Source organism: Pseudomonas sp. NPDC089752 (assembly GCF_044748725.1).
Taxonomy (GTDB): Bacteria; Pseudomonadota; Gammaproteobacteria; order Pseudomonadales; family Pseudomonadaceae; genus Aquipseudomonas.
Genome location: NZ_JBIVGP010000003.1, coordinates 174,166 through 193,646 on the forward strand (window position 1 = coordinate 174,166; position 19,481 = coordinate 193,646).

Sequence of the window (19,481 nt, forward strand, 5' to 3'; positions counted from 1 at the left end):
TGTGATCTGCACAAGGCAAGGCGGAGGAGGTGCTGCGACCATGCGTCACAGCGTGCTCGCTGTGTCGACGCGGCGCGGCAAAACATTAATCGTTTGCGCGCGGCCAGCCGACCAACGGTGTAGAACGAAAGGGGGGTTGTCAGGGAACCAGGGAGGGATTTTCTCGTCGAAGGTCACTGCAGGCCACTCGCCTGCATCCACCTTTCAGGAGTGTTCCTTCATGTCGTTGCGTTCCCTCGCCCTGTTGTCCTTGTGCGTCGTCCTGACTGCGTGCAGCAAGATCAATCAGGAAAACTATTCCAAGCTCAAGGCCGGCATGAACAAGGCCGAGGTCGAGCAACTGCTCGGCACGCCCACCGAGTGCTCTGGCGCGCTGGGCATGAGCAGTTGCACTTGGGGGGACGAGAAGAGCTTCATCAGCGTGCAGTACGCCGCTGACAAGGTGTTGATGTATTCAGGGCAGGGCCTCAAATGACGCGTCTGCACCTGCTGCTGGGGTTGTGCCTGGTGATGCTGTTGGGTGGCTGCGCCACCTCGGCCAACGACCCGCTGGCACCGAAGACCGCCGGCAACGTCGACCTCAAGCGCTACCAGGGCAAGTGGTACGAGCTTGCACGTTTGCCCATGCCGTACCAGAGCGAATGTGCGCAGTCAGAGGCGCACTACAACCTCAAGCCCGATGGCTCGTACGGCGTGCTCAACCGCTGCCGCACGATGGGTGATGAATGGCTGCGCGCCGAAGGCCATGCCAACATTCAGCAGCCGGGGCATACCGACAGGCTGTGGGTGGAGTTCGACAACTGGTTCACTCGCCTGGTCCCAGGCCTGACCAAAGGCGAGTACTGGATCCTGTACGTGGATGATCGCTACCGCACGGCAGTTGTCGGCAGCCCCGATCGCAAATACTTGTGGATCCTGTCGCGCACACCGACACTACCGGCATGGGAGCGCGAGAGCCTGCTGGCCAAGGCCCGCCAGCAGGGTTATGACACCAGCCGTTTGATCTGGCGGATGGCGGACAAGCAGATCGTGCAGATGCACTGAGTCTATTGTGTTACCCCTGTGGGAGCGGGCTTGTCCCGCGAAGCAGGCACCGCGCTGGATGGCACGGGCTTCGCCCGTGTTCGCGGGACAAGCCCGCTCCCACAGGGATCGCGCTCCTCAATTATTGACCCAACAGTTGCCGCAATACTTCCAGGAACGCCCGCGCGCTTTCCCCTTCCTGCCCGTGCCGCCCTTCGCGCACCACCCATTGCCCATTGACCATCACATCTCGCACCTGACGATCCCCCCCGGCGAACAGCCAGCGGTTGAGAATGGCATCGCCATCGGCCATGGCGATGTACGGGTCCTGACCATCGAGCACCAGCCAGTCGGCACGTCTGCCCACCGCCAATTCGCCAACCGGTTGCCCAAGCGCCTGCGCACCGCCGCTCAGCGCCGCGTCATACAGGGTGCGCCCGATCATCGGCTGGTCTTCGCGATACAACCGATTACGCCGTTGGTCACGCAGGCGCTGGCCGTACTCCAGCCAGCGCAGTTCTTCGACCACGCTCAGTGACACATGGCTGTCCGAGCCAATGCCCATGCGTCCACCCTGGGCCAGGTAATCCACCGCTGGGAAAATCCCGTCCCCCAGATTGGCCTCGGTAGTCAGGCATAGCCCAGCCACGGCGCCACTGCGGGCCATGGCGGTCACTTCATCGGGCTGCGCGTGGGTGGCATGCACCAGGCACCAGCGCGCATCGACTGCCACATGTTCATATAGCCATTGCAGCGGGCGCATTCCGCTCCAGGCCAGGCAGTCGTCGACTTCCTTCTGTTGCTCGGCGATATGAATATGGATCGGGCACTGCTGGTTGCTGGCAGCCAAAACTTCGGCAATTTGCCCCGGCGTAACCGCGCGCAGCGAATGGAAGCACAGGCCCAGCTGCTGCGCAGGTTGAGCCGCTAGCACCGGGGCCAACTGCGCTTGCAGTTGCAAGTATTGCTCGGTGGAATTGATGAAGCGCCGTTGCCCTTCGTTGGGTGCCTGGCCGCCGAAGCCGGCGTGGCTGTACAGCACCGGCAACAGGGTCAGGCCGATGCCGCTGGAGGCGGCTGCGGCGCTGATGCGACGCGACAGCTCGGCCGGGTCGGCGTAGGCCTTGCCCGCTGGGTCATGATGCACATAGTGGAATTCGGCGACCGAGGTGTAGCCAGCCTTGAGCATCTCGATGTACAGCTGACGGGCAATGATCTCCAGTTGCTCCGGGGTGATCTTGCCGACCATTCGGTACATCAGTTCACGCCAGGTCCAGAAGCTGTCGTTGGGGTTGCCCGCCACCTCCGCCAGGCCCGCCATCGCCCGCTGGAATGCATGCGAGTGCAGGTTGGGCATGCCCGGCAACACCGGCCCGTTGAGGCGCTCGGCGCCGTCGGCACTGGCATCCGCCTGCACTGAAATCAAATGGCCGTCAGCGGCCACCTCGAAACGGACATTACGGGCCCAGCCGTTGGGCAGGAGGGCATGTTCAGCATAATAGGCGGGCATTGCGCTATCCTGTTATTTTCCGACTTGTATATACATATACAGCCGTTTGCCTGCCGGGTAAACTCCGGCAAGCTACCGTTCACCCCATTAGCACAAGGATCAAATGCCGTGCCGACACCTCCTGTCTCCGCGCTGGTACCCCAGATGGGCGAGGGCCCGGCGCCGCTGTACGCCCGAGTCAAGCAGATGATCATCCAGCAGATCGAGAATGGCAGCTGGCCGCCGCACCACCGAGTGCCATCGGAGAGCGAGCTGGTCAGCCAACTGGGCTTCAGCCGCATGACCATCAACCGTGCGTTGCGCGAGCTCACCGCCGAAGGGTTGCTGGTACGCATGCAGGGTGTCGGCACCTTCGTCGCCGAGCCCAAAACCCGATCAGCACTGTTCGAAGTCAACAATATCGCCGACGAGATCGCCGCGCGCGGTCACCAGCACAGCTGCGAGGTGATCACCCTGGTCGAAGAAGCGGCCGGCTCCGAGCGTGCCCTTGCCCTGGACATGCGTGAAGGCCAGCGGGTGTTCCATTCGCTGATCGTGCATTACGAAAACGGTGTGCCGGTGCAGATCGAAGACCGTTACGTCAATGCACAAATCGCCCCAGACTACCTCAAGCAGGACTTCACCCGGCAGACGCCTTACGCCTACCTGTCCCAGGTGGCGCCGCTGACCGAGGGCGAGCACGTGGTGGAAGCCATTCTGGCCGAGCCTGAAGAGTGCCGGTTGCTGCAGATCGAACCCGGCGAACCTTGCCTGCTGATCCGCCGTCGCACCTGGTCCGGTCGCCAGCCTGTGACCGCGGCGCGCTTGATCCACCCTGGTTCCCGCCATCGCCTGGAAGGACGTTTCAGCAAATGAGGCAGCTGCATTGGTTGCGTGCCAAGGACTACCCGCGGATGCCGTGGAAGAACGGCGGCGGTTTCACCGAAGAGATCACCCGCGATGCGGGCGATGGGCTGGATGGCTTCGGCTGGCGCCTGTCAATTGCCGATATCGAAGCATCCGGCGGTTTTTCCAGCTTCGCCGGTTATCAGCGCGTCATCACCGTGCTGCAGGGCGATGGCATGCGCCTGACGGTGGACGGTGAACACAGCCGCTCGTTGTTGCCATTCGACGCCTATGCATTCAGGGGCGAAAGCCAGGTGAGCTGTGCGCTGCTGGGCGGGGCGATCCGTGACTTCAACCTGATCTACGCACCTGCCCGTTACCGGGCGCGGTTGCAGTGGTTCAACGGCGACAGCCGGCTGTTCAGTGCGGCCAGTACCGTGCTGGTGTTCAGTGCCCAGGCAGCGCTGCAGGTGAGCATCGATGGTCAGGTGCAGCCGGCGCTGGAGCGGTATGACTGCTTGCAGCTTACTGGCAACGATCAACTGGCTGAAGTGGATCTGCTGGGTCGCTGCTGTGTCATCGAGCTCAGCCAAATCTAGTCACGATGCTACCGGCGATGGGGCCGGTATAGGCAACATCTAGTTACGTGGTAACGCCTCCGTCTGTTACCGAACGCCCCAAGATGGCGCAATGCCGTCTAGTTGCCACCCTGTTCTCGAGTCCACGGCAAATTTTTTTGTTCATCAGTGCAGCCCACGAATCACCTGGGCTGTTCCGCTCTCGGCACGGTTGGAAAAAGCGCTGGACCACGACTTGGCAATTCAATTGCATATGCTTGTATGTACAAGTAAAGCCAAGTGCGCGAAAGTGGATAGGCCGTCCCCATTCGCGCTGTACGCACCCGAGGAGCACTTTTCGTGACTGACAACAAACTCAACAAATTCCGTGACGTCGAGATCCGCGCCCCGCGTGGTAACAAGCTGACGGCCAAAAGCTGGCTGACCGAAGCCCCGCTGCGCATGCTGATGAACAACCTCGACCCGCAGGTAGCCGAGAACCCGAAAGAGCTGGTGGTGTATGGCGGCATCGGCCGCGCCGCGCGCAACTGGGCCTGCTACGACAAGATTGTCGAGAGCCTGACCAACCTGAACGACGACGAAACCCTGCTGGTGCAGTCGGGCAAGCCGGTCGGCGTGTTCAAGACCCACGCCAACGCCCCGCGCGTGCTGATCGCCAACTCCAACCTGGTACCGCACTGGGCCAACTGGGAGCACTTCAACGAACTGGATGCCAAGGGCCTGGCCATGTACGGCCAGATGACCGCCGGCAGCTGGATCTACATCGGCAGCCAGGGCATCGTCCAGGGCACCTATGAAACCTTCGTCGAAGCCGGTCGCCAGCACTACGGCGGCGGCCTCAGGGGCAAGTGGGTACTGACCGCCGGCCTGGGCGGCATGGGCGGTGCCCAGCCACTGGCCGCGACCCTGGCCGGCGCCTGCTCGCTGAACATCGAATGCCAGCAGAGCCGCATCGATTTCCGCCTCGACACCCGTTATGTCGACGAACAAGCCAACGACCTCGACGACGCCCTGGCGCGCATCGCCAAGTACACCGCCGAAGGCAAGGCCATCTCCATCGCCCTGCACGGCAACGCCGCCGAGATCCTGCCGGAGCTGGTCAAGCGTGGCGTGCGCCCGGACATGGTCACCGACCAGACCAGCGCCCACGACCCGCTCAATGGCTATCTGCCGGCGGGCTGGACCTGGGAGCAGTACCGCGACCGCGCACAAACCGAGCCTGCCGCCGTGGTCAAGGCCGCGAAACAGTCCATGGCCGTGCACGTGCAAGCCATGCTCGACTTCCAGAAGCAAGGCGTGCCGACCTTCGACTACGGCAACAACATCCGCCAGATGGCCAAGGAAGAGGGCGTTGCCAATGCCTTCGATTTCCCAGGCTTCGTTCCGGCCTATATCCGCCCGCTGTTCTGCCGTGGCATCGGCCCGTTCCGCTGGGCGGCGCTGTCCGGCGAGGCTGAGGACATCTACAAGACCGACGCCAAGGTCAAGGAGCTGATCCCCGACGACGCCCACCTGCACCGCTGGCTGGACATGGCCCGCGAGCGCATCAGTTTCCAGGGCCTGCCGGCGCGTATCTGCTGGGTAGGCCTGGGCCTGCGCGCCAAATTGGGGCTGGCGTTCAACGAAATGGTGCGCAGCGGTGAGCTGTCGGCGCCGATCGTGATCGGCCGCGACCACCTCGATTCGGGCTCGGTGTCCAGCCCCAACCGCGAGACCGAAGCCATGCAGGACGGCTCGGATGCGGTGTCCGACTGGCCGCTGCTCAACGCCCTGCTGAACACCGCCAGTGGCGCCACCTGGGTCTCGCTGCACCATGGCGGCGGCGTCGGCATGGGCTTCTCGCAGCACTCTGGCATGGTGATTGTGTGTGATGGCACCGATGAGGCGGCCGAGCGTATTGCCCGTGTGCTGACCAACGACCCGGCGACCGGGGTGATGCGTCATGCCGATGCGGGGTACCAGATTGCGATCGATTGCGCCAAAGAGCAGGGGTTGAACCTGCCGATGATTACTGGCTGAAGGGCTTTGGGGCCGCTTTGCGGCCCATCGCGGATGAATCCGCTCCTACAGTCATGTGGGAGCGGATTTATCCGCGATGCCAATGGACTGCCGATTTCCACTTTCAAGTTTGGGAGCGTCACGCAATGAAAACCAACAAGACCTTGCTCGCCTCGCTGTTCGCCCTCGGCCTGCTCGGCGCTGCCGGCAGCAGCCAGGCCGCTGGCTGGTGCGAGTCTGGCAAGCCGGTGAAGTTCGCCGGGCTGAACTGGGAAAGCGGCATGCTGCTGACCGACGTGATGCAATTCGTGCTGAAGAACGGCTACGGCTGTGAAGTCGACAGCATGCCCGGCAACTCCATCACCATGGAAAACGCCCTGGGCAGCAATGACATCCAGGTGTTCGCCGAAGAGTGGGTCGGCCGCAGCGAGGTCTGGAAGAAGGCCGAGGCCGCCGGCAAGGTGGTCGGCGTCGGCGCCCCGGTGGTGGGCGCGGAGGAGGGCTGGTACGTGCCGCGCTACGTGATCGAGGGCGATGCCAAGCGCAAGCTCGAAGCCAAGGCGCCGGACCTCAAGAACGTGGCCGACCTGGGTAAATATTCCAGCGTGTTCAAGGACCAGGAAGAGCCCGAGAAGGGCCGCTTCTACAACTGCCCGGCCGGTTGGACCTGCGAACTGGACAACAGCAGGATGCTCAAGGACTACGGCCTGGAGAGCAGCTACACCAATTTCCGCCCCGGCACCGGCCCGGCGCTGGATGCCGCAGTGCTGTCGAGCTACAAGCGCGGCGAACCGATCCTCTTCTACTACTGGACCCCAACCCCGCTGATGGGCCAGGTCGACCTGGTCAAGCTGCAGGAAAAAGCCGGTGTGGACAAGACCGTGTCGATCAAGGTCGGGCTGTCGAAAACCTTCCACGAACAAGCCCCAGAACTGGTCGCTGTGCTGGAAAAGGTCAACCTGCCGATCGACCTGCTCAACCAGAACCTGGCGCGCATGACCAAGGATCGGATCGAGTCGCCAAAGCTGGCGAAGCTGTTCCTCAAGGAACATCCTGAAGTCTGGCAGGCCTGGGTCAGCGATGAGGCGGCCATGAAGATCAACGCGGCGCTCTGAGCGTCCTCAGCCGATGAGTGGAACCTATGTTTCCTGACAACCTGACATTCTCCATCGCCGATTGGGTCAACGGCTGGGTCGACGCCCTGGTGACCAACTATGGCGATGTGTTCCGGCACATCTCCGACACCCTGCTGTGGGCCATCGTCAGTCTCGAAGGCCTGCTGCGCGCTACTCCGTGGTGGCTGATGCTCGGCGTGGTGGCGGTGATCGCCTGGCACGCCACCCGGCGCATCCTGCCGACCCTGGTGATCACCGGCTTGCTGTTCCTGGTCGGCGCCGTCGGCCTGTGGGACAAACTGATGCAGACCCTGGCGCTGATGCTGGTGGCGACGCTGATCTCGGTGCTGATAGGCATCCCGCTGGGCATCCTGTCGGCACGCAGCAATCGCCTGCGTGCGGTGCTGATGCCGCTGCTGGACATCATGCAGACCATGCCCAGCTTCGTGTACCTGATCCCGGTGCTGATGCTGTTCGGCCTGGGCAAGGTGCCGGCGATCTTCGCCACGGTGATCTACGCCGCGCCGCCGCTGATCCGCCTGACCGACCTGGGGATTCGCCAGGTCGACGGCGAAGTGATGGAGGCGATCAACGCCTTCGGCGCCAACCGCTGGCAGCAGCTGTTCGGCGTGCAGCTGCCGTTGGCGCTGCCGAGCATCATGGCCGGCATCAACCAGACCACCATGATGGCCCTGTCGATGGTGGTGATCGCCTCGATGATCGGTGCCCGTGGCTTGGGCGAGGACGTGCTGATCGGCATCCAGACCCTCAACGTCGGCCGCGGCCTCGAAGCGGGCCTGGCCATCGTCATTCTCGCGGTGGTGATCGACCGCATTACCCAGGCCTATGGCCGGCCACGCCATGAGGTGAACCAATGAGCACGCAGCCGATCAGCAAGATTGAGGTGAAGAATGTCTTCAAGATCTTCGGCGACCGCGCCGACGAGGCCCTGCGCCTGATCCGCAACCAGCAGAGCAAGGAGCAGGTGCTGGCGCAGACCGGTTGCGTGGTTGGGGTCAACGACTTGTCGTTATCCATCGGCAGCGGCGAGATCTTCGTGATCATGGGCCTGTCCGGCTCGGGCAAGTCGACCCTGGTGCGCCATTTCAACCGCCTGATCGACCCCACCAGCGGGCAGATCCTGGTCGATGGCGAAGACATCCTGCAGTACGACATGGAGGCGCTGCGCGATTTTCGCCGGCGCAAGATCAGCATGGTGTTCCAGAGCTTCGGCCTGCTGCCGCACCGCAACGTGCTGGACAACGTCGCCTACGGCCTGAAGGTGCGCGGCGAGAGCAAGCAACTGTGCGCCGAGCGCGCACAGCAGTGGATCGAGACCGTTGGCCTGAAAGGCTACGAGAAAAAATACCCGCACCAACTGTCCGGCGGCATGCGCCAGCGCGTCGGCCTGGCTCGGGCACTGGCGGCCGACACCGACATCATTCTCATGGACGAGGCCTTCAGCGCCCTCGACCCGCTGATCCGCGCCGAAATGCAGGACCAGCTGCTGGAGCTGCAGAAGACCCTGCACAAGACCATCGTGTTCATCACCCACGACCTGGACGAAGCCGTGCGCATCGGCAACCGCATCGCCATTCTCAAGGATGGCCGGCTGATCCAGGTGGGCACGCCGCACCAGATCCTCCACAACCCGGCCGACGAGTATGTCGACCGTTTCGTTCAACGCCGCGCAGTCGCGGTATGAGGAGCAGCATGTCGCAGGTTGAAAGCGTCATCTTCGCAGGCAGCGCGCTGCGCTGGCAGGACATCGCCGCTGTGGCCCGCCGGGGCGCGCGCCTCGAGTTGGCGCCGCAGGTCTGGGCGCGCATCGACAATGCCCAGGCGATCGTCCGTCATATCGTCGAAAGTGGTGAGCGTGCCTATGGTGTGAACACTGGCCTCGGCGCGCTGTGCAATGTGTCGCTGCAGGGCGAGCAGCTCAGCCAGTTGTCACGCAACACCTTGCTCAGCCACGCCTGCGGCGTTGGCCCGGCGCTGCCCGACGAGCAGACCCGGGCGATCATCTGCGCCGCCATCGCCAACTACAGCCACGGCAAGTCGGGCCTGCAGCGCGGCGTTGTCGAAGCGCTGCTGGCGCTGCTCAACCACGGCATCACCCCGCAGGTGCCGTCGCAGGGCTCGGTCGGCTACCTGACCCATATGGCCCATGTCGGCGTGAGCTTGCTGGGCATCGGCCAGGTCAGCTATCGAGGGCAGATCGTCGACGCCGCCGATGCGCTTGCTGCCGAAGGCCTGGCGCCGGTGCAGCTGGGCGCGAAGGACGGCCTGTGCCTGGTCAATGGCACGCCGTGCATGACCGGCCTGGCCTGCCTGGCGCTGGACGATGCCAGCCGCCTGCTGCAATGGGCCGACGTGATCGGCGCCATGAGCTTCGAGGCCCAACGTGGCCAGATCGCCGCCTTCGACCCTGAGATCATCGCCCTCAAGCCGCATCCGGGCATGCAGGCAGTTGGTGAGAACCTGCGCGCCTTGCTGGCGGACAGCGAAGTGATCGCCACGAGCAAGGGCATCCGTACCCAGGACGCCTTGAGCATCCGCTCCATCCCGCAGGTGCACGGCGCCGCCCGCGATCAACTGGCCCATGCCGCGAAGCAGACAGAGGCCGAGCTCAACGGCGCCAACGACAACCCACTGCTGTTGGGCACCCCGGAAGACTTTCGCGTGGTTTCCCAGGCCAACCCGCATGGCCAGTCGGTAGCGATGGCCGCTGACCTGCTGGCCATCGCCATGGCCGAGATCGGCTCGATCGCCGAGCGCCGCCTGGACCGCCTGATCAACCCGCACGTCAGTGGTCTGCCGGCGTTCCTGGTCAGCAATCCCGGGGTCAACTCGGGAATGATGATCGTCCAGTACGTCGCCGCCTCGCTGTGTGCGCAGAACCGCCAACTGGCGCAGCCGGCGGTGCTTGACAACTTCGTGACGTCGGGCCTGCAGGAAGATCACCTGAGCCTCGGCACCAGCGCCGCGCTCAAGCTGCACCAGGTGCTGGAAAACTGCACCCAGATCCTGGCCATCGAGTACCTGCTGGCCGCCCAGGCCTTCGAATTCCTCAAGGACCAGCGCTTTGGCGCAGGTACCGATGCCGCCTGGCGCCTGCTCCGTGAGCAGGTTCCGGCTTACCTGGAAGACCGCTGGCTGGCGCCGGACATCGCCCGCGCCGCCACGTTGCTGAAAACTTCGCCGCAGCGCGTGCTGCCGGCCTTGCACTGAAGAATTGAAAGGAGAATGCACATGGAAGCCCTGAACCTCATCCCGGGCCAGTTGACCTTGGCTCAGCTGCGCCGCATCCACCAGGCGCCAGTGTCGCTGATGCTGGATGCCAGTGCGGATGCAGCTATCAATGACAGCGTGGCCGTGGTCGAGAAGATTATCGCTGACGACCGCACCGCCTACGGCATCAACACCGGTTTTGGCCTGCTGGCCTCGACGCGCATCGCCCGCCACGACCTGGAAAACCTGCAGCGCTCGCTGGTGCTTTCGCATGCGGCTGGCATCGGCGCACCACTGGATGACGCCATGGTGCGCTTGATCATGGTGCTCAAGATCAACAGCCTCAGCCGTGGCTTTTCCGGCATCCGGCGCAAGGTCATCGATGCCTTGATCAAACTGGTCAATGCCGAGGTCTACCCGCATATCCCGCTCAAGGGTTCGGTAGGCGCGTCCGGCGACCTGGCGCCGCTGGCGCACATGTCGTTGGTGCTGCTGGGTGAAGGCAAGGCGCGGTACAAAGGCGAATGGCTGTCCGCCAGCCAAGCCCTGGCAGTGGCTGGCCTGGAGCCGTTGACCCTGGCTGCCAAGGAAGGTCTGGCACTGCTCAACGGTACCCAGGCGTCTACTGCCTACGCCCTGCGCGGCCTGTTCGAGGCAGAGGACTTGTACGCCTCAGCCATCGCCTGCGGCGGGCTGACCGTCGAAGCAGTGCTGGGCTCGCGTTCGCCGTTCGACCGACGCATCCACGATGCACGTGGGCAGCGCGGCCAGATCGACACTGCCGCGTGCTTCCGTGACCTGCTGGGCGACGCCAGCGAAATCTCGCAGTCTCACCAGAACTGCGGCAAGGTCCAGGACCCGTACTCGCTGCGTTGTCAGCCACAGGTCATGGGCGCGTGCCTGACCCAGCTGCGCCAGGCCGCCGAAGTGCTGGCAGTCGAGGCCAATGCGGTGTCGGACAACCCGCTGGTGTTCGCCGCCGAAGGCGATGTGGTGTCGGGTGGCAACTTCCACGCCGAGCCGGTGGCCATGGCGGCCGACAACCTCGCCCTGGCCATTGCCGAAATCGGCGCGCTCAGCGAGCGCCGCATCTCGCTGATGATGGACAAGCACATGTCGCAACTGCCGCCATTCCTGGTGAACAACGGTGGCGTCAACTCCGGCTTCATGATCGCCCAGGTCACGGCCGCGGCGCTGGCCAGCGAGAACAAGGCCCTGTCGCACCCGCACAGCGTCGACAGCCTGCCGACCTCGGCCAACCAGGAAGACCATGTGTCCATGGCTCCGGCCGCGGGCAAGCGGTTGTGGGAGATGGCCGAGAACACCCGCGGCGTGTTGGCCATCGAATGGCTGGGCGCGTGCCAGGGGCTGGACCTGCGCGAGACACCGGATCGCCAACGGCTGAAGACCTCGGAGAAACTGGAGCTGGCCCACCGGATATTGCGCGACGAGGTGGCTCATTACGATCACGACCGCTTTTTCTCGCCAGATATCGAAAAGGCCAGCACGTTGTTGGCGCGAGGCATGCTGACCCGCTTGTTGCCGGCTGGCGTGTTGCCAAGCCTGTGATGCCGCGTAACGGAGACTGTGTATGAGAACCCTCTGGCAGCACTGCCACGCCGCAACCATGGCCCAGGGCAGCTATTCGATCATCGAGAATGCGGCGATCGTCAGCAATGCCGGCTTGATCGAATGGATCGGGCCGCGTGCCGATGTGCCGGCGCTGGACATTACCCGCACCGTGGACCTGGGCGGCGCCTGGGTCACCCCGGGGCTGATCGACTGCCACACCCATGCGGTGTTCGGCGGCAACCGCAGCGGGGAGTTCGAGCAACGCCTGCAGGGCGTCAGCTATGCCGAGATCGCCGCACAGGGTGGTGGTATCGCCAGCACGGTGCGCGCCACCCGCGCCGCCAGCGAAGATGAACTGTTCGCCAGCGCTCGCCAACGGGTGCAAGCGCTGATGCGCGATGGCGTGACCACGATCGAGGTGAAGTCCGGCTATGGCCTGGACCTGGCCAACGAGCGAAAAATGCTCCGCGTGGCCCGGCGCCTGGCGGAGGAATTGCCGCTGGCGGTACGTGCCACTTGCCTGGCTGCCCACGCCTTGCCGCCTGAGTTCGCGGGCAGGGCGGACGACTATATCACGCATATCTGCGACGAGATGCTCCCGGCGCTGGCCGAGGAAGGCTTGGTGGACGCAGTGGATGCATTCTGCGAACACCTGGCGTTCTCCCCGGCACAGGTCGAGCGGGTGTTCATCAAGGCCCGCGAGCTGGGCCTGCCGGTCAAGCTGCACGCCGAGCAGCTTTCGTCGCTGCACGGCTCCAGCCTGGCGGCGCGCTACCAGGCGCTGTCGGCCGATCACCTGGAGTTCATGACCGAGGAAGATGCCATCGCCATGGCCGAGGCGGGCACCGTTGCCGTGCTGCTGCCGGGCGCCTTCTACTTCCTGCGCGAAACCCAGCTGCCGCCAATGGACGCCCTGCGCCGCCACGGCGTGAAGATCGCCCTGGCCAGCGACCTCAACCCCGGCACCTCGCCTGGGCTGTCGCTGCGTCTGATGCTGAACATGGGCTGCACGTTGTTCCGCATGACGCCGGAAGAAGCCTTGGCCGGCGTCACCACGCATGCCGCCACGGCATTGGGCCTGGGCGATAGTCGCGGCTCGCTGGAAGCGGGCAAGGTGGCGGACTTCATCGCCTGGCAGATCGAACGCCCCGCCGACCTGGCCTACTGGCTCGGCGGCGACTTGCCCAAGCGCGTGGTGCGCAAGGGCCATGAGATTTCCAACTGAGCGAGGCGAGATGGACAAGGTACTGAGTTTCCACCAGGGCCGTTTGCCCCTGCTGATCAGCATGCCCCATGCGGGCGTGAAGCTGACCCCAGCCGTAGACCAGGGGTTGGTCGAGGCAGCGCGCAGCTTGCCCGACACCGACTGGCATATCCCGCGGTTGTACGACTTTTCCCGTGAGCTGGGGGCGAGCGTGGTGGCAGCGGAATATTCGCGCTTCGTCATCGACCTGAACCGGCCGGATGACGACAAGCCGCTGTACGCCGGCGCGACTACCGGCTTGTACCCCGGCACGCTGTTCGAAGGGGAACCGCTGTTCAAGCCAGGCTTGGAGCCGGGCGCTGAAGAGCGCAGCACTTATCTGCAACAGATCTGGCGCCCCTACCACAAGACAATCCAGCAAGAGCTGGCGCGGTTGCGCGAAGTTCATGGCTACGCACTGTTGTGGGATGCCCACTCGATCCGTTCGCTGATCCCACACCTGTTCGAAGGCAAACTGCCGGACTTCAACCTTGGCACCTTCAATGGTGCCAGTTGCGATCCGGGTCTGGCCGAGCAGCTAAAGAACGTGTGTGCTGAGGCCCAAGGATACAGTCATGTGCTCAACGGCCGCTTCAAGGGTGGGCACATCACACGCCACTATGGCGACCCTGCCAATCACGTTCACGCGGTGCAGTTGGAGCTGGCGCAAAGCACTTACATGGAAGAGGTGGAGCCTTTCGCTTACCGAGAGGACCTGGCTACACCCACGCAAGTCGTCTTGCGCAATCTGCTGAAGGCCTTGTTGAGCTGGGGCAAGGAACGTTACGGTCGTTAACTGGCAGTGCCCCCTCGGCGGGGGCACTGCAGGCGGTCAATTGCGTGTGATGTACTGGCGGGTCAGTTCCTCGAGCAGCTCCGTCTGCTCCTGCTCCTTGTCGTTGTAGAGGCCCTGCTGCAGCGCCAACTCGTCATTCAAGGGTAAATCCAACGCACTCAGTTCCTGGACGCGCTCGCCGAAACGCTCGACGATGCTGGAAAAGCGTTCGGCGTGTTCGGCACGCAGGCGGTCGGTCCAGTAAGCGTTCGCTATCAGGTATTGCAGCAACCCATCACTGTTTTCACGGCGGCGTACCTGCTCCAGCACATTGGCCACTTCGCCATGGGCTAGCTGGGCGGCGCTGCGAAAACGCATCACGTCGGCAATCGGCAAGTCCAGTTCGGCGGCAAGTTCGCGGCGATAGGCAAGGCGTACCGAGACATGATCGCCCCGGGCCGTGCGCTGGCTCGCCAGCAGCTCCAACTGCCCCATCCGGTACAGCTGGCGCAGGCGCATGAACAGCGTCTGCAAGGAATCGCCGGCATCGGTCAGCACTCGGTTGTTCATCACCAGTAGCTCGATGTTATTGAACGCCTGAAGCGCGCCATCGTGGCAGGTCTGGAAGCCAGTGTCCGGGTCGAACAGCCCTTCTGCGGCGATTGCGTTCATGGTTGGCCGCAGTTTCTGGTCGGTCGCCGCAGTGACCAGCATCAGGCGCACGCGTTCGCAAAATGCGCCTTGCGATGTCGAGTCGACATACGGCGCGGCATTACGCAAACGGCCAGCCAGGCGTAGCAGGTTGCCGCCATCCTCCGACTGCTCCAGCGTGTTCCAGCAGTCGTTCAGGGCTTCGTTCTGCGCAGGGGTGCCCAGCGCCCATAACTCGACCCTCGGTGTGTCGTCACCGGCCAGTGGGAAGTGTGGATGGTCAGAGATTGAACCTTCGTCCGAGCTTTCGGTGTTCAGCATGCTGGTATCGATGGCGAAGGTGAAGCTGTTCTGGCTTTCCGAGTAGGCGCGAAGACGAAGAATGGTGTCGATCGCCAGTGGGTTCTCGAATAACGCGATCGACGAGATCGGCATCGGATTTTCCAGGTTCTGCAGGATGTAGTCGGGGAGCTGCGAAATGTTGTTGGTACTCAAGTCCAGCAGCTCCAGCGGCAGCAGCTGCTCGCACCAGCTCGGCCAGTTTTGCAGGCCCATGTTGCTTAGCGACAACGAGCTCAGCCGCGCGGCGAAACTGCTCGGTACCTGGGTGATGCTTCCCATCCGATTGCCGGAAATGTCCAGCGTCGTGAGCTGGGTCAGCTGAGCGAAGGTGTCTATCATGGACTGGTCGACTTCCAGCCCCATGTTGCGGAACTCCAGGTGCGCCAGGCGTGGCAGACGTGACAGCGCCGATGGCAGCGTGGGCATGGCGTCGACGTGGGCATCGATGGTCAAGCGGGTGATGTTGGGAAAGCGGCTGAGCATGGCATCGAGCTGGGCAGTGGCACCGCTCATTCTGGTCATCGTCAGTGCGTTCACGCGCTCGGTGAAAAACTCAGGCAGGTGGCTCGGGACATGTTCAAGTGCCGCCTCTTCAAGATGCAGTCGCAGGTATTGCAGCCCTCGCTCCTGGTTGTCCCAGAAATGATTGATTGCCGAGGCAATGCGCTCCCGGCCTTCCATCACGGCCTGGGTCAGGGGATCGCTCGCACTGGAATCGTGCACCCAACTCTCTATGGCATCGCGCAATTGCTGGCGTTCTCGGCCCATGCGCTCGAGCCGTTCGTTCAGCGCATCCGAACGGTCCACGTTGATGTGCGAGACCAGCCGGTTTTCGTTCAGTAACAAGCGCTGCAGATGGTTCTCGCTGATGTCGTTGCCTTCCAGTGAGATCACCGCGTGGCTCAGCGCGGCCTCTGTTTCATTGAGCAGGAATGCGGGTAGGGACCGCAGGTTGTTGTTGCGCAGCGAGACATGTGCGATCCGCCCCAGAGCGTCGCTGCCCAGGCCGATGGGCCATTGGCTCAGCTGCATGTTGTCCAGGCCCAGATAGTCCAACGACAGTTCGTGCAGACTGGGGCTGTTGTTTGGAGCAAAGCGGTTGCCCCGCAGGTCGAGGCGCCTGAGTTCGGGCAGGCCGGCAAGCAAGTCGATATCGGTCGCGGTCAGCGCGATGTTCTGGTTGGTCATGCTCAACATGCGCAGGCCTGGCAGTTGCTCAGTGATCGTGGGCATGCTGAACAGAAACGCCGACGGGGTGGACCGTGGGTTATAGGGGCGGCTGATTTCCAGCTCTTCGAGTTGCGGGAACTGACGCAACAGGCGTTGCAGCAGGCGATCGTGCTGTGCCCAGCTGGCAAGGGTTTCCGGTGTCAGGTCTTGCAGACGCAGCCGGTGCACGCGGTGGGACAGCGACTCGGGGAGGTTCAGCGGGATGTTGGCCAGGGACACGCGTTCCAGGCTGAGTACCGCAGGATGCTGGTTGTCTTCATCCAGCGCGGTGTCGTACCAGTGTCGCATGATTGCGCTGCGCAAACGCTCATGCTCATGGGCGGTTTGGCCCCCTGCAGGTGATACGTCCGCACTCCAGTCGTCCAGCCTGCTGTGCAACTCGAGACGCTCCTCCAGCAACGCCTGCAGCCTTTCCAGGACCTGCGTCTGAGAGCGACCCCGGCGTGCCAGCAAACTCAGGATCTGCTCTGCCGAGCGATGGGTATGCTCGCTCAGGCCGGTCGCCGCCACTGCGTCGAGCAGGGCCTGGCGTGAACTGCCTGGGGCCGTGGGCAACCCACCACTCAACGGATAACCGAGGCGGCCATCGGCAAGCCGCATGGGGGAGCGATAGGCGGGCCGGACGGCTTGCATGCCCAACGCCTTGCGCAATCGAGGGCGGGGCAGCAGAGGGCTTTGTTGAAGCCTGCTGCGCAGTTGGCGCGCGTCGGCAATGCCCAGTTGTGCCATGGTTTCAGGCAGCGCGCTGTGCAGCGCCGAGTAAAGCGTGGAGTGGGCCGTGACGGCTGCGTCTGCGGGGCCAGGGGCGTGGACGATGTAGCCTGCCTCGGCGCGGGTGATGACGCGTTGCTGTTGGGCCGCGGCGGCCCCCACCTGGGTGCGTTGGCTTGGCCAGTTACGGTGCTCTCGCAGTTCCAGCGAGGTGTCCGCTGGCCAGTCTTGGAGCTGCTCGAGAGACTGAATGATCAGGCGGTCGTTGTCCCAGCTTTGCGCGCCTTCCAGGTAAAGCCCTTCGTAGGCGCGGGCAAGGCGAATCTGTTGCTGATAAATGCGTACTTCCTCCGCCAGGCGCAAGGGCACCGTGCCCGACTGCAGGGTTTGCAGTTCGCCGGTGGTGGCGCTGCGCAGCAACTCGTCGGTAACCACGGTGGGCAGGCGCGGATAGATCCGCTGCATCAATTCACCGCCCGCGAGCTGACTGGCGGGCAAGCGACGGTAGGCACGTTCGAACTCGGTCGCCAGCTTCCCGCCCTGGCTGCGCTGGCGGACGACCGCGTCCAGCTTGAAGCGCGCCAAGGTGTCTTCGAGCAGGGCGGGCAAGCGCTGACTTTCGGCCAACGTGCGGCGCAGTGCCTCTTCGCTGATGTCGCTGATGCGCAGCATGGCCAGGGCCGTCTGCTCGCTGAAGCCCTGGTGCGCCTGGCCCATGCGCTGCAGCAGGGTCGGCAATGGCCACTGCACAGGTTGCTCCAGAGGAAGCAACCAGGCACCCGCGCCGTTGTGGCGCAAGGTCGGCCGGTAGGCCTGCGGCCTGGTCGGATGCACCAGGCGATACTCGTCACTGGCTGGCGAGGCCTGCACGATGTACCGGTGACCCTCCAGTGTCAACCATTGCTGGCCTTGATGTTGCCGCAGGCCCAGCTCATCGGGCTCCAGGTCGTTGGGGAGCGCGTCGCGGCGGCGGTAGGGCGAAAGGTCCGGCTTCCACAGTTGAACCCGGCCATCGGGCATCTCGACATCGTGCAATTCTTCTATGAACGAGGGCGTTTCCACGGGGATTCGCTGCACTTCTGCGACCTCCTGCCCGGCACCTGCTTCACCACCGCCTGGCCGTTTCAGTGCTTTGGCTGCGGCGGCCAGTGCTGCCATGATGGCCACGTTTTCGATGACGTCGATCATGTAGCCGTAGGCGATATCGCGTTCGTCGTTGTGCCACGCTTCGACGCCTTCATAAACCTCGTAGGCCAACTGAGCGACGCATACAGCCAGCATCGCCTCACCCAGGCCGGGCACGAAGAAGCCGGCGATGTTCAAGGCGGTCAATGCTCGACCGGCGATCAATTGCCGATGCGCCTGGGCTGCACGGCGGTCGACGATCTCGGTCGGGATGGCGTGAAACAGCACGTCCATTTCATGGCGCTCGGCTTTCTGGAAGGCCATGACGCCCTGGAACGCGTAACGAAAAGGCTGCAGCACCGGGTGCAGCGTGGCGTGTGGATCAGCCACCGGCTCATGCATGCCGCGGGTGCTCCAGCCGAGCGGGGCCAGGCGCTGCTGCAGGCGGGCACTGAGCGAAGCCTTGTCGCGGTCGGGAATGTGCTGGTCCAGATAAGAGATGTTTGCCTGCAATCGGTCGCGTAGCTCGGTGTGCATGGCTGGCAGCGAGGCAAACTCCTTGAGCGGCGCTTCGTCGTCTGCAGGGATGTACAGGGCAAAGGCGGTTCTCCCCTGCGACTGCAAGGTGATCAGCGCGACCCCAGTCAGTTCGACTTCCCAGAGCTTGAGCAGGCTGAAGGTAACGGCCTGAGCCTCGCTTGCCGCCGGGTTGCGGTCCAGGGGCGTGGCCAGGGCAGCGCTGTACAGTGCATCGCTGATGTCGCCCTTGAGCCTGGCGAAGTGCAGGGACTGCCTGAATGCCGACACCTCGGCCTGGCCCAAGGTCTGGTACACGCCCAGCGCTACTTCATCGGCGCTCTGATGTTCGCTGGCGGCGGGGTAGTAGATGGCATGCACCTGGTCATGGTAGGTGCGGCCGATGTCCAGCGTACGGCACAGGTCGGCGAAGGCTTCTGCCGGGATACTCAAGGCATTGGTGATGGGCACTGTGCCCATGAAGCGCCGGTGGTCGAGGATCACCGACTTTTTCAGCAAGGCGTCGGCGGCGTCCATTCCCTGTTCGAGAGTGCTGGCCTGGTCGAAGTTATGCAGGGCGCAGTGCAGCAACGAACGCGTCGCCCGTTCGACGGCCTGGCGACCATCGCGGGCGTTGACGCTGTCGATCAGGCGGGCGTCGACCAGAAAGGTGTGCTCGACGTCGAGGGTGACGCCAAACCTGTTGCTGATGGCTTCCGTCAGCGCCTGTCTGGCAAAGCTGTGCAGGTCGGGAAGGGACTCGAACAGCGCATCGATCTGCGCCTGGTGCTGGCGATGCAGGGCGTGTTCCTGCTGCCAGGCCCTGGCGATTTCTGGCTGGCGCTGGAGGGCGGCATCCAGCCAGCTCGGCGCCTGCTTCCAGTTGCGCATCGCGCGGTGCGTTGCGGGTGGAGCCTGTTTCATCCAGGACGGCAGGGCGCGCTCGATGAGCGAATAATGAAGGCCGGGGGTGGTTGCGGTGCTATCGGTTGGCATGGTCATTCCATTGCGTCAGGTCGAGCAATGGAATGTGGCG

Annotated in this window: 14 protein-coding genes; 12 read left to right on the forward strand and 2 right to left on the reverse strand. The window is 63.7% G+C overall.

Going from position 1 to position 19,481, the window contains the following annotated elements:
• Window positions 1-220 precede the first annotated feature (220 nt).
• The gene (gene bamE, locus ACIPZF_RS06115) at window positions 221-475 is read left to right on the forward strand and encodes an outer membrane protein assembly factor BamE (RefSeq protein WP_079230016.1); all 255 of its coding nucleotides are present in this window, start codon (window positions 221-223) and stop codon (window positions 473-475) included.
• Window positions 472-1,044, forward strand: coding sequence for a lipocalin family protein (locus ACIPZF_RS06120; RefSeq protein WP_400796492.1), 573 nt, complete (start codon window positions 472-474; stop codon window positions 1,042-1,044). The genes bamE and ACIPZF_RS06120 overlap by 4 nt, the downstream gene beginning before the upstream one ends.
• A 121-nt stretch (window positions 1,045-1,165) precedes the next feature.
• Here ACIPZF_RS06120 and ACIPZF_RS06125 read toward each other — a convergent pair whose 3' ends face one another.
• Window positions 1,166-2,533, reverse strand: coding sequence for a formimidoylglutamate deiminase (locus ACIPZF_RS06125; RefSeq protein ID WP_400796495.1), 1,368 nt, complete (start codon window positions 2,531-2,533; stop codon window positions 1,166-1,168).
• 144 nt (window positions 2,534-2,677) lie between these two features.
• Between ACIPZF_RS06125 and hutC the strand changes: the two genes are divergently transcribed.
• The 10 genes from hutC to hutG all read left to right on the forward strand — a co-directional run bounded on the left by hutC (window position 2,678) and on the right by hutG (window position 13,891).
• Window positions 2,678-3,388: a histidine utilization repressor gene (gene hutC / locus ACIPZF_RS06130; RefSeq protein ID WP_400797118.1), complete on the forward strand. Its 711-nt coding sequence runs from the start codon at window positions 2,678-2,680 to the stop codon at window positions 3,386-3,388.
• The gene (locus tag ACIPZF_RS06135; protein ID WP_400796498.1) at window positions 3,385-3,957 is read left to right on the forward strand and encodes a HutD family protein; all 573 of its coding nucleotides are present in this window, start codon (window positions 3,385-3,387) and stop codon (window positions 3,955-3,957) included. Before hutC ends, ACIPZF_RS06135 begins: the two co-directional genes overlap by 4 nt.
• Before the next feature lie 318 nt (window positions 3,958-4,275).
• Window positions 4,276-5,955, forward strand: a complete 1,680-nt coding sequence (gene hutU, locus ACIPZF_RS06140) for a urocanate hydratase (protein ID WP_400796499.1) — start codon at window positions 4,276-4,278, stop codon at window positions 5,953-5,955.
• Between the two features lie 125 nt (window positions 5,956-6,080).
• The gene (locus ACIPZF_RS06145) at window positions 6,081-7,049 is read left to right on the forward strand and encodes an ABC transporter substrate-binding protein (RefSeq protein WP_400796501.1); all 969 of its coding nucleotides are present in this window, start codon (window positions 6,081-6,083) and stop codon (window positions 7,047-7,049) included.
• A gap of 26 nt (window positions 7,050-7,075) precedes the next feature.
• Window positions 7,076-7,927: an ABC transporter permease gene (locus ACIPZF_RS06150; protein ID WP_400796504.1), complete on the forward strand. Its 852-nt coding sequence runs from the start codon at window positions 7,076-7,078 to the stop codon at window positions 7,925-7,927.
• On the forward strand, window positions 7,924-8,754 hold the full coding sequence (locus ACIPZF_RS06155; protein WP_400796507.1) for a glycine betaine/L-proline ABC transporter ATP-binding protein: 831 nt from the start codon (window positions 7,924-7,926) through the stop codon (window positions 8,752-8,754). Before ACIPZF_RS06150 ends, ACIPZF_RS06155 begins: the two co-directional genes overlap by 4 nt.
• An 8-nt stretch (window positions 8,755-8,762) precedes the next feature.
• A complete protein-coding gene (gene hutH, locus ACIPZF_RS06160) occupies window positions 8,763-10,280 on the forward strand; it encodes a histidine ammonia-lyase (RefSeq protein ID WP_400796510.1) in 1,518 nt (505 codons plus the stop codon).
• 21 nt (window positions 10,281-10,301) lie between these two features.
• A complete protein-coding gene (gene hutH / locus ACIPZF_RS06165; RefSeq protein WP_400796513.1) occupies window positions 10,302-11,849 on the forward strand; it encodes a histidine ammonia-lyase in 1,548 nt (515 codons plus the stop codon).
• A 22-nt stretch (window positions 11,850-11,871) separates the two neighbouring features.
• Window positions 11,872-13,077: an imidazolonepropionase gene (gene hutI / locus ACIPZF_RS06170; RefSeq protein ID WP_400796515.1), complete on the forward strand. Its 1,206-nt coding sequence runs from the start codon at window positions 11,872-11,874 to the stop codon at window positions 13,075-13,077.
• Window positions 13,078-13,087: 10 nt separating this feature from the next.
• A complete protein-coding gene (gene hutG, locus ACIPZF_RS06175) occupies window positions 13,088-13,891 on the forward strand; it encodes an N-formylglutamate deformylase (RefSeq protein ID WP_400796517.1) in 804 nt (267 codons plus the stop codon).
• A gap of 36 nt (window positions 13,892-13,927) precedes the next feature.
• On the opposite strand, the gene ACIPZF_RS06180 is transcribed toward hutG, so the two are convergent.
• Complete coding sequence (locus tag ACIPZF_RS06180; protein WP_400796519.1) at window positions 13,928-19,441, reverse strand: dermonecrotic toxin domain-containing protein; 5,514 nt, start codon at window positions 19,439-19,441, stop codon at window positions 13,928-13,930.
• Window positions 19,442-19,481: the final 40 nt, after the last annotated feature.

Excerpts from the sequence above, each read along its gene's own strand:
- bamE (WP_079230016.1), top strand. The coding sequence starts at position 221 with ATGTCGTTGCGTTCCCTCGCCCTGTTGTCCTTGTGCGTCGTCCTGACT.
- ACIPZF_RS06120 (WP_400796492.1), top strand. The coding sequence starts at position 472 with ATGACGCGTCTGCACCTGCTGCTGGGGTTGTGCCTGGTGATGCTGTTG.
- ACIPZF_RS06125 (WP_400796495.1), bottom strand. The coding sequence starts at position 2,533 with ATGCCCGCCTATTATGCTGAACATGCCCTCCTGCCCAACGGCTGGGCC.
- hutC (WP_400797118.1), top strand. The coding sequence starts at position 2,678 with ATGGGCGAGGGCCCGGCGCCGCTGTACGCCCGAGTCAAGCAGATGATC.
- ACIPZF_RS06135 (WP_400796498.1), top strand. The coding sequence starts at position 3,385 with ATGAGGCAGCTGCATTGGTTGCGTGCCAAGGACTACCCGCGGATGCCG.
- ACIPZF_RS06145 (WP_400796501.1), top strand. The coding sequence starts at position 6,081 with ATGAAAACCAACAAGACCTTGCTCGCCTCGCTGTTCGCCCTCGGCCTG.
- ACIPZF_RS06150 (WP_400796504.1), top strand. The coding sequence starts at position 7,076 with ATGTTTCCTGACAACCTGACATTCTCCATCGCCGATTGGGTCAACGGC.
- ACIPZF_RS06155 (WP_400796507.1), top strand. The coding sequence starts at position 7,924 with ATGAGCACGCAGCCGATCAGCAAGATTGAGGTGAAGAATGTCTTCAAG.
- hutH (WP_400796510.1), top strand. The coding sequence starts at position 8,763 with ATGTCGCAGGTTGAAAGCGTCATCTTCGCAGGCAGCGCGCTGCGCTGG.
- hutH (WP_400796513.1), top strand. The coding sequence starts at position 10,302 with ATGGAAGCCCTGAACCTCATCCCGGGCCAGTTGACCTTGGCTCAGCTG.
- hutI (WP_400796515.1), top strand. The coding sequence starts at position 11,872 with ATGAGAACCCTCTGGCAGCACTGCCACGCCGCAACCATGGCCCAGGGC.
- hutG (WP_400796517.1), top strand. The coding sequence starts at position 13,088 with ATGGACAAGGTACTGAGTTTCCACCAGGGCCGTTTGCCCCTGCTGATC.
- ACIPZF_RS06180 (WP_400796519.1), bottom strand. The coding sequence starts at position 19,441 with ATGCCAACCGATAGCACCGCAACCACCCCCGGCCTTCATTATTCGCTC.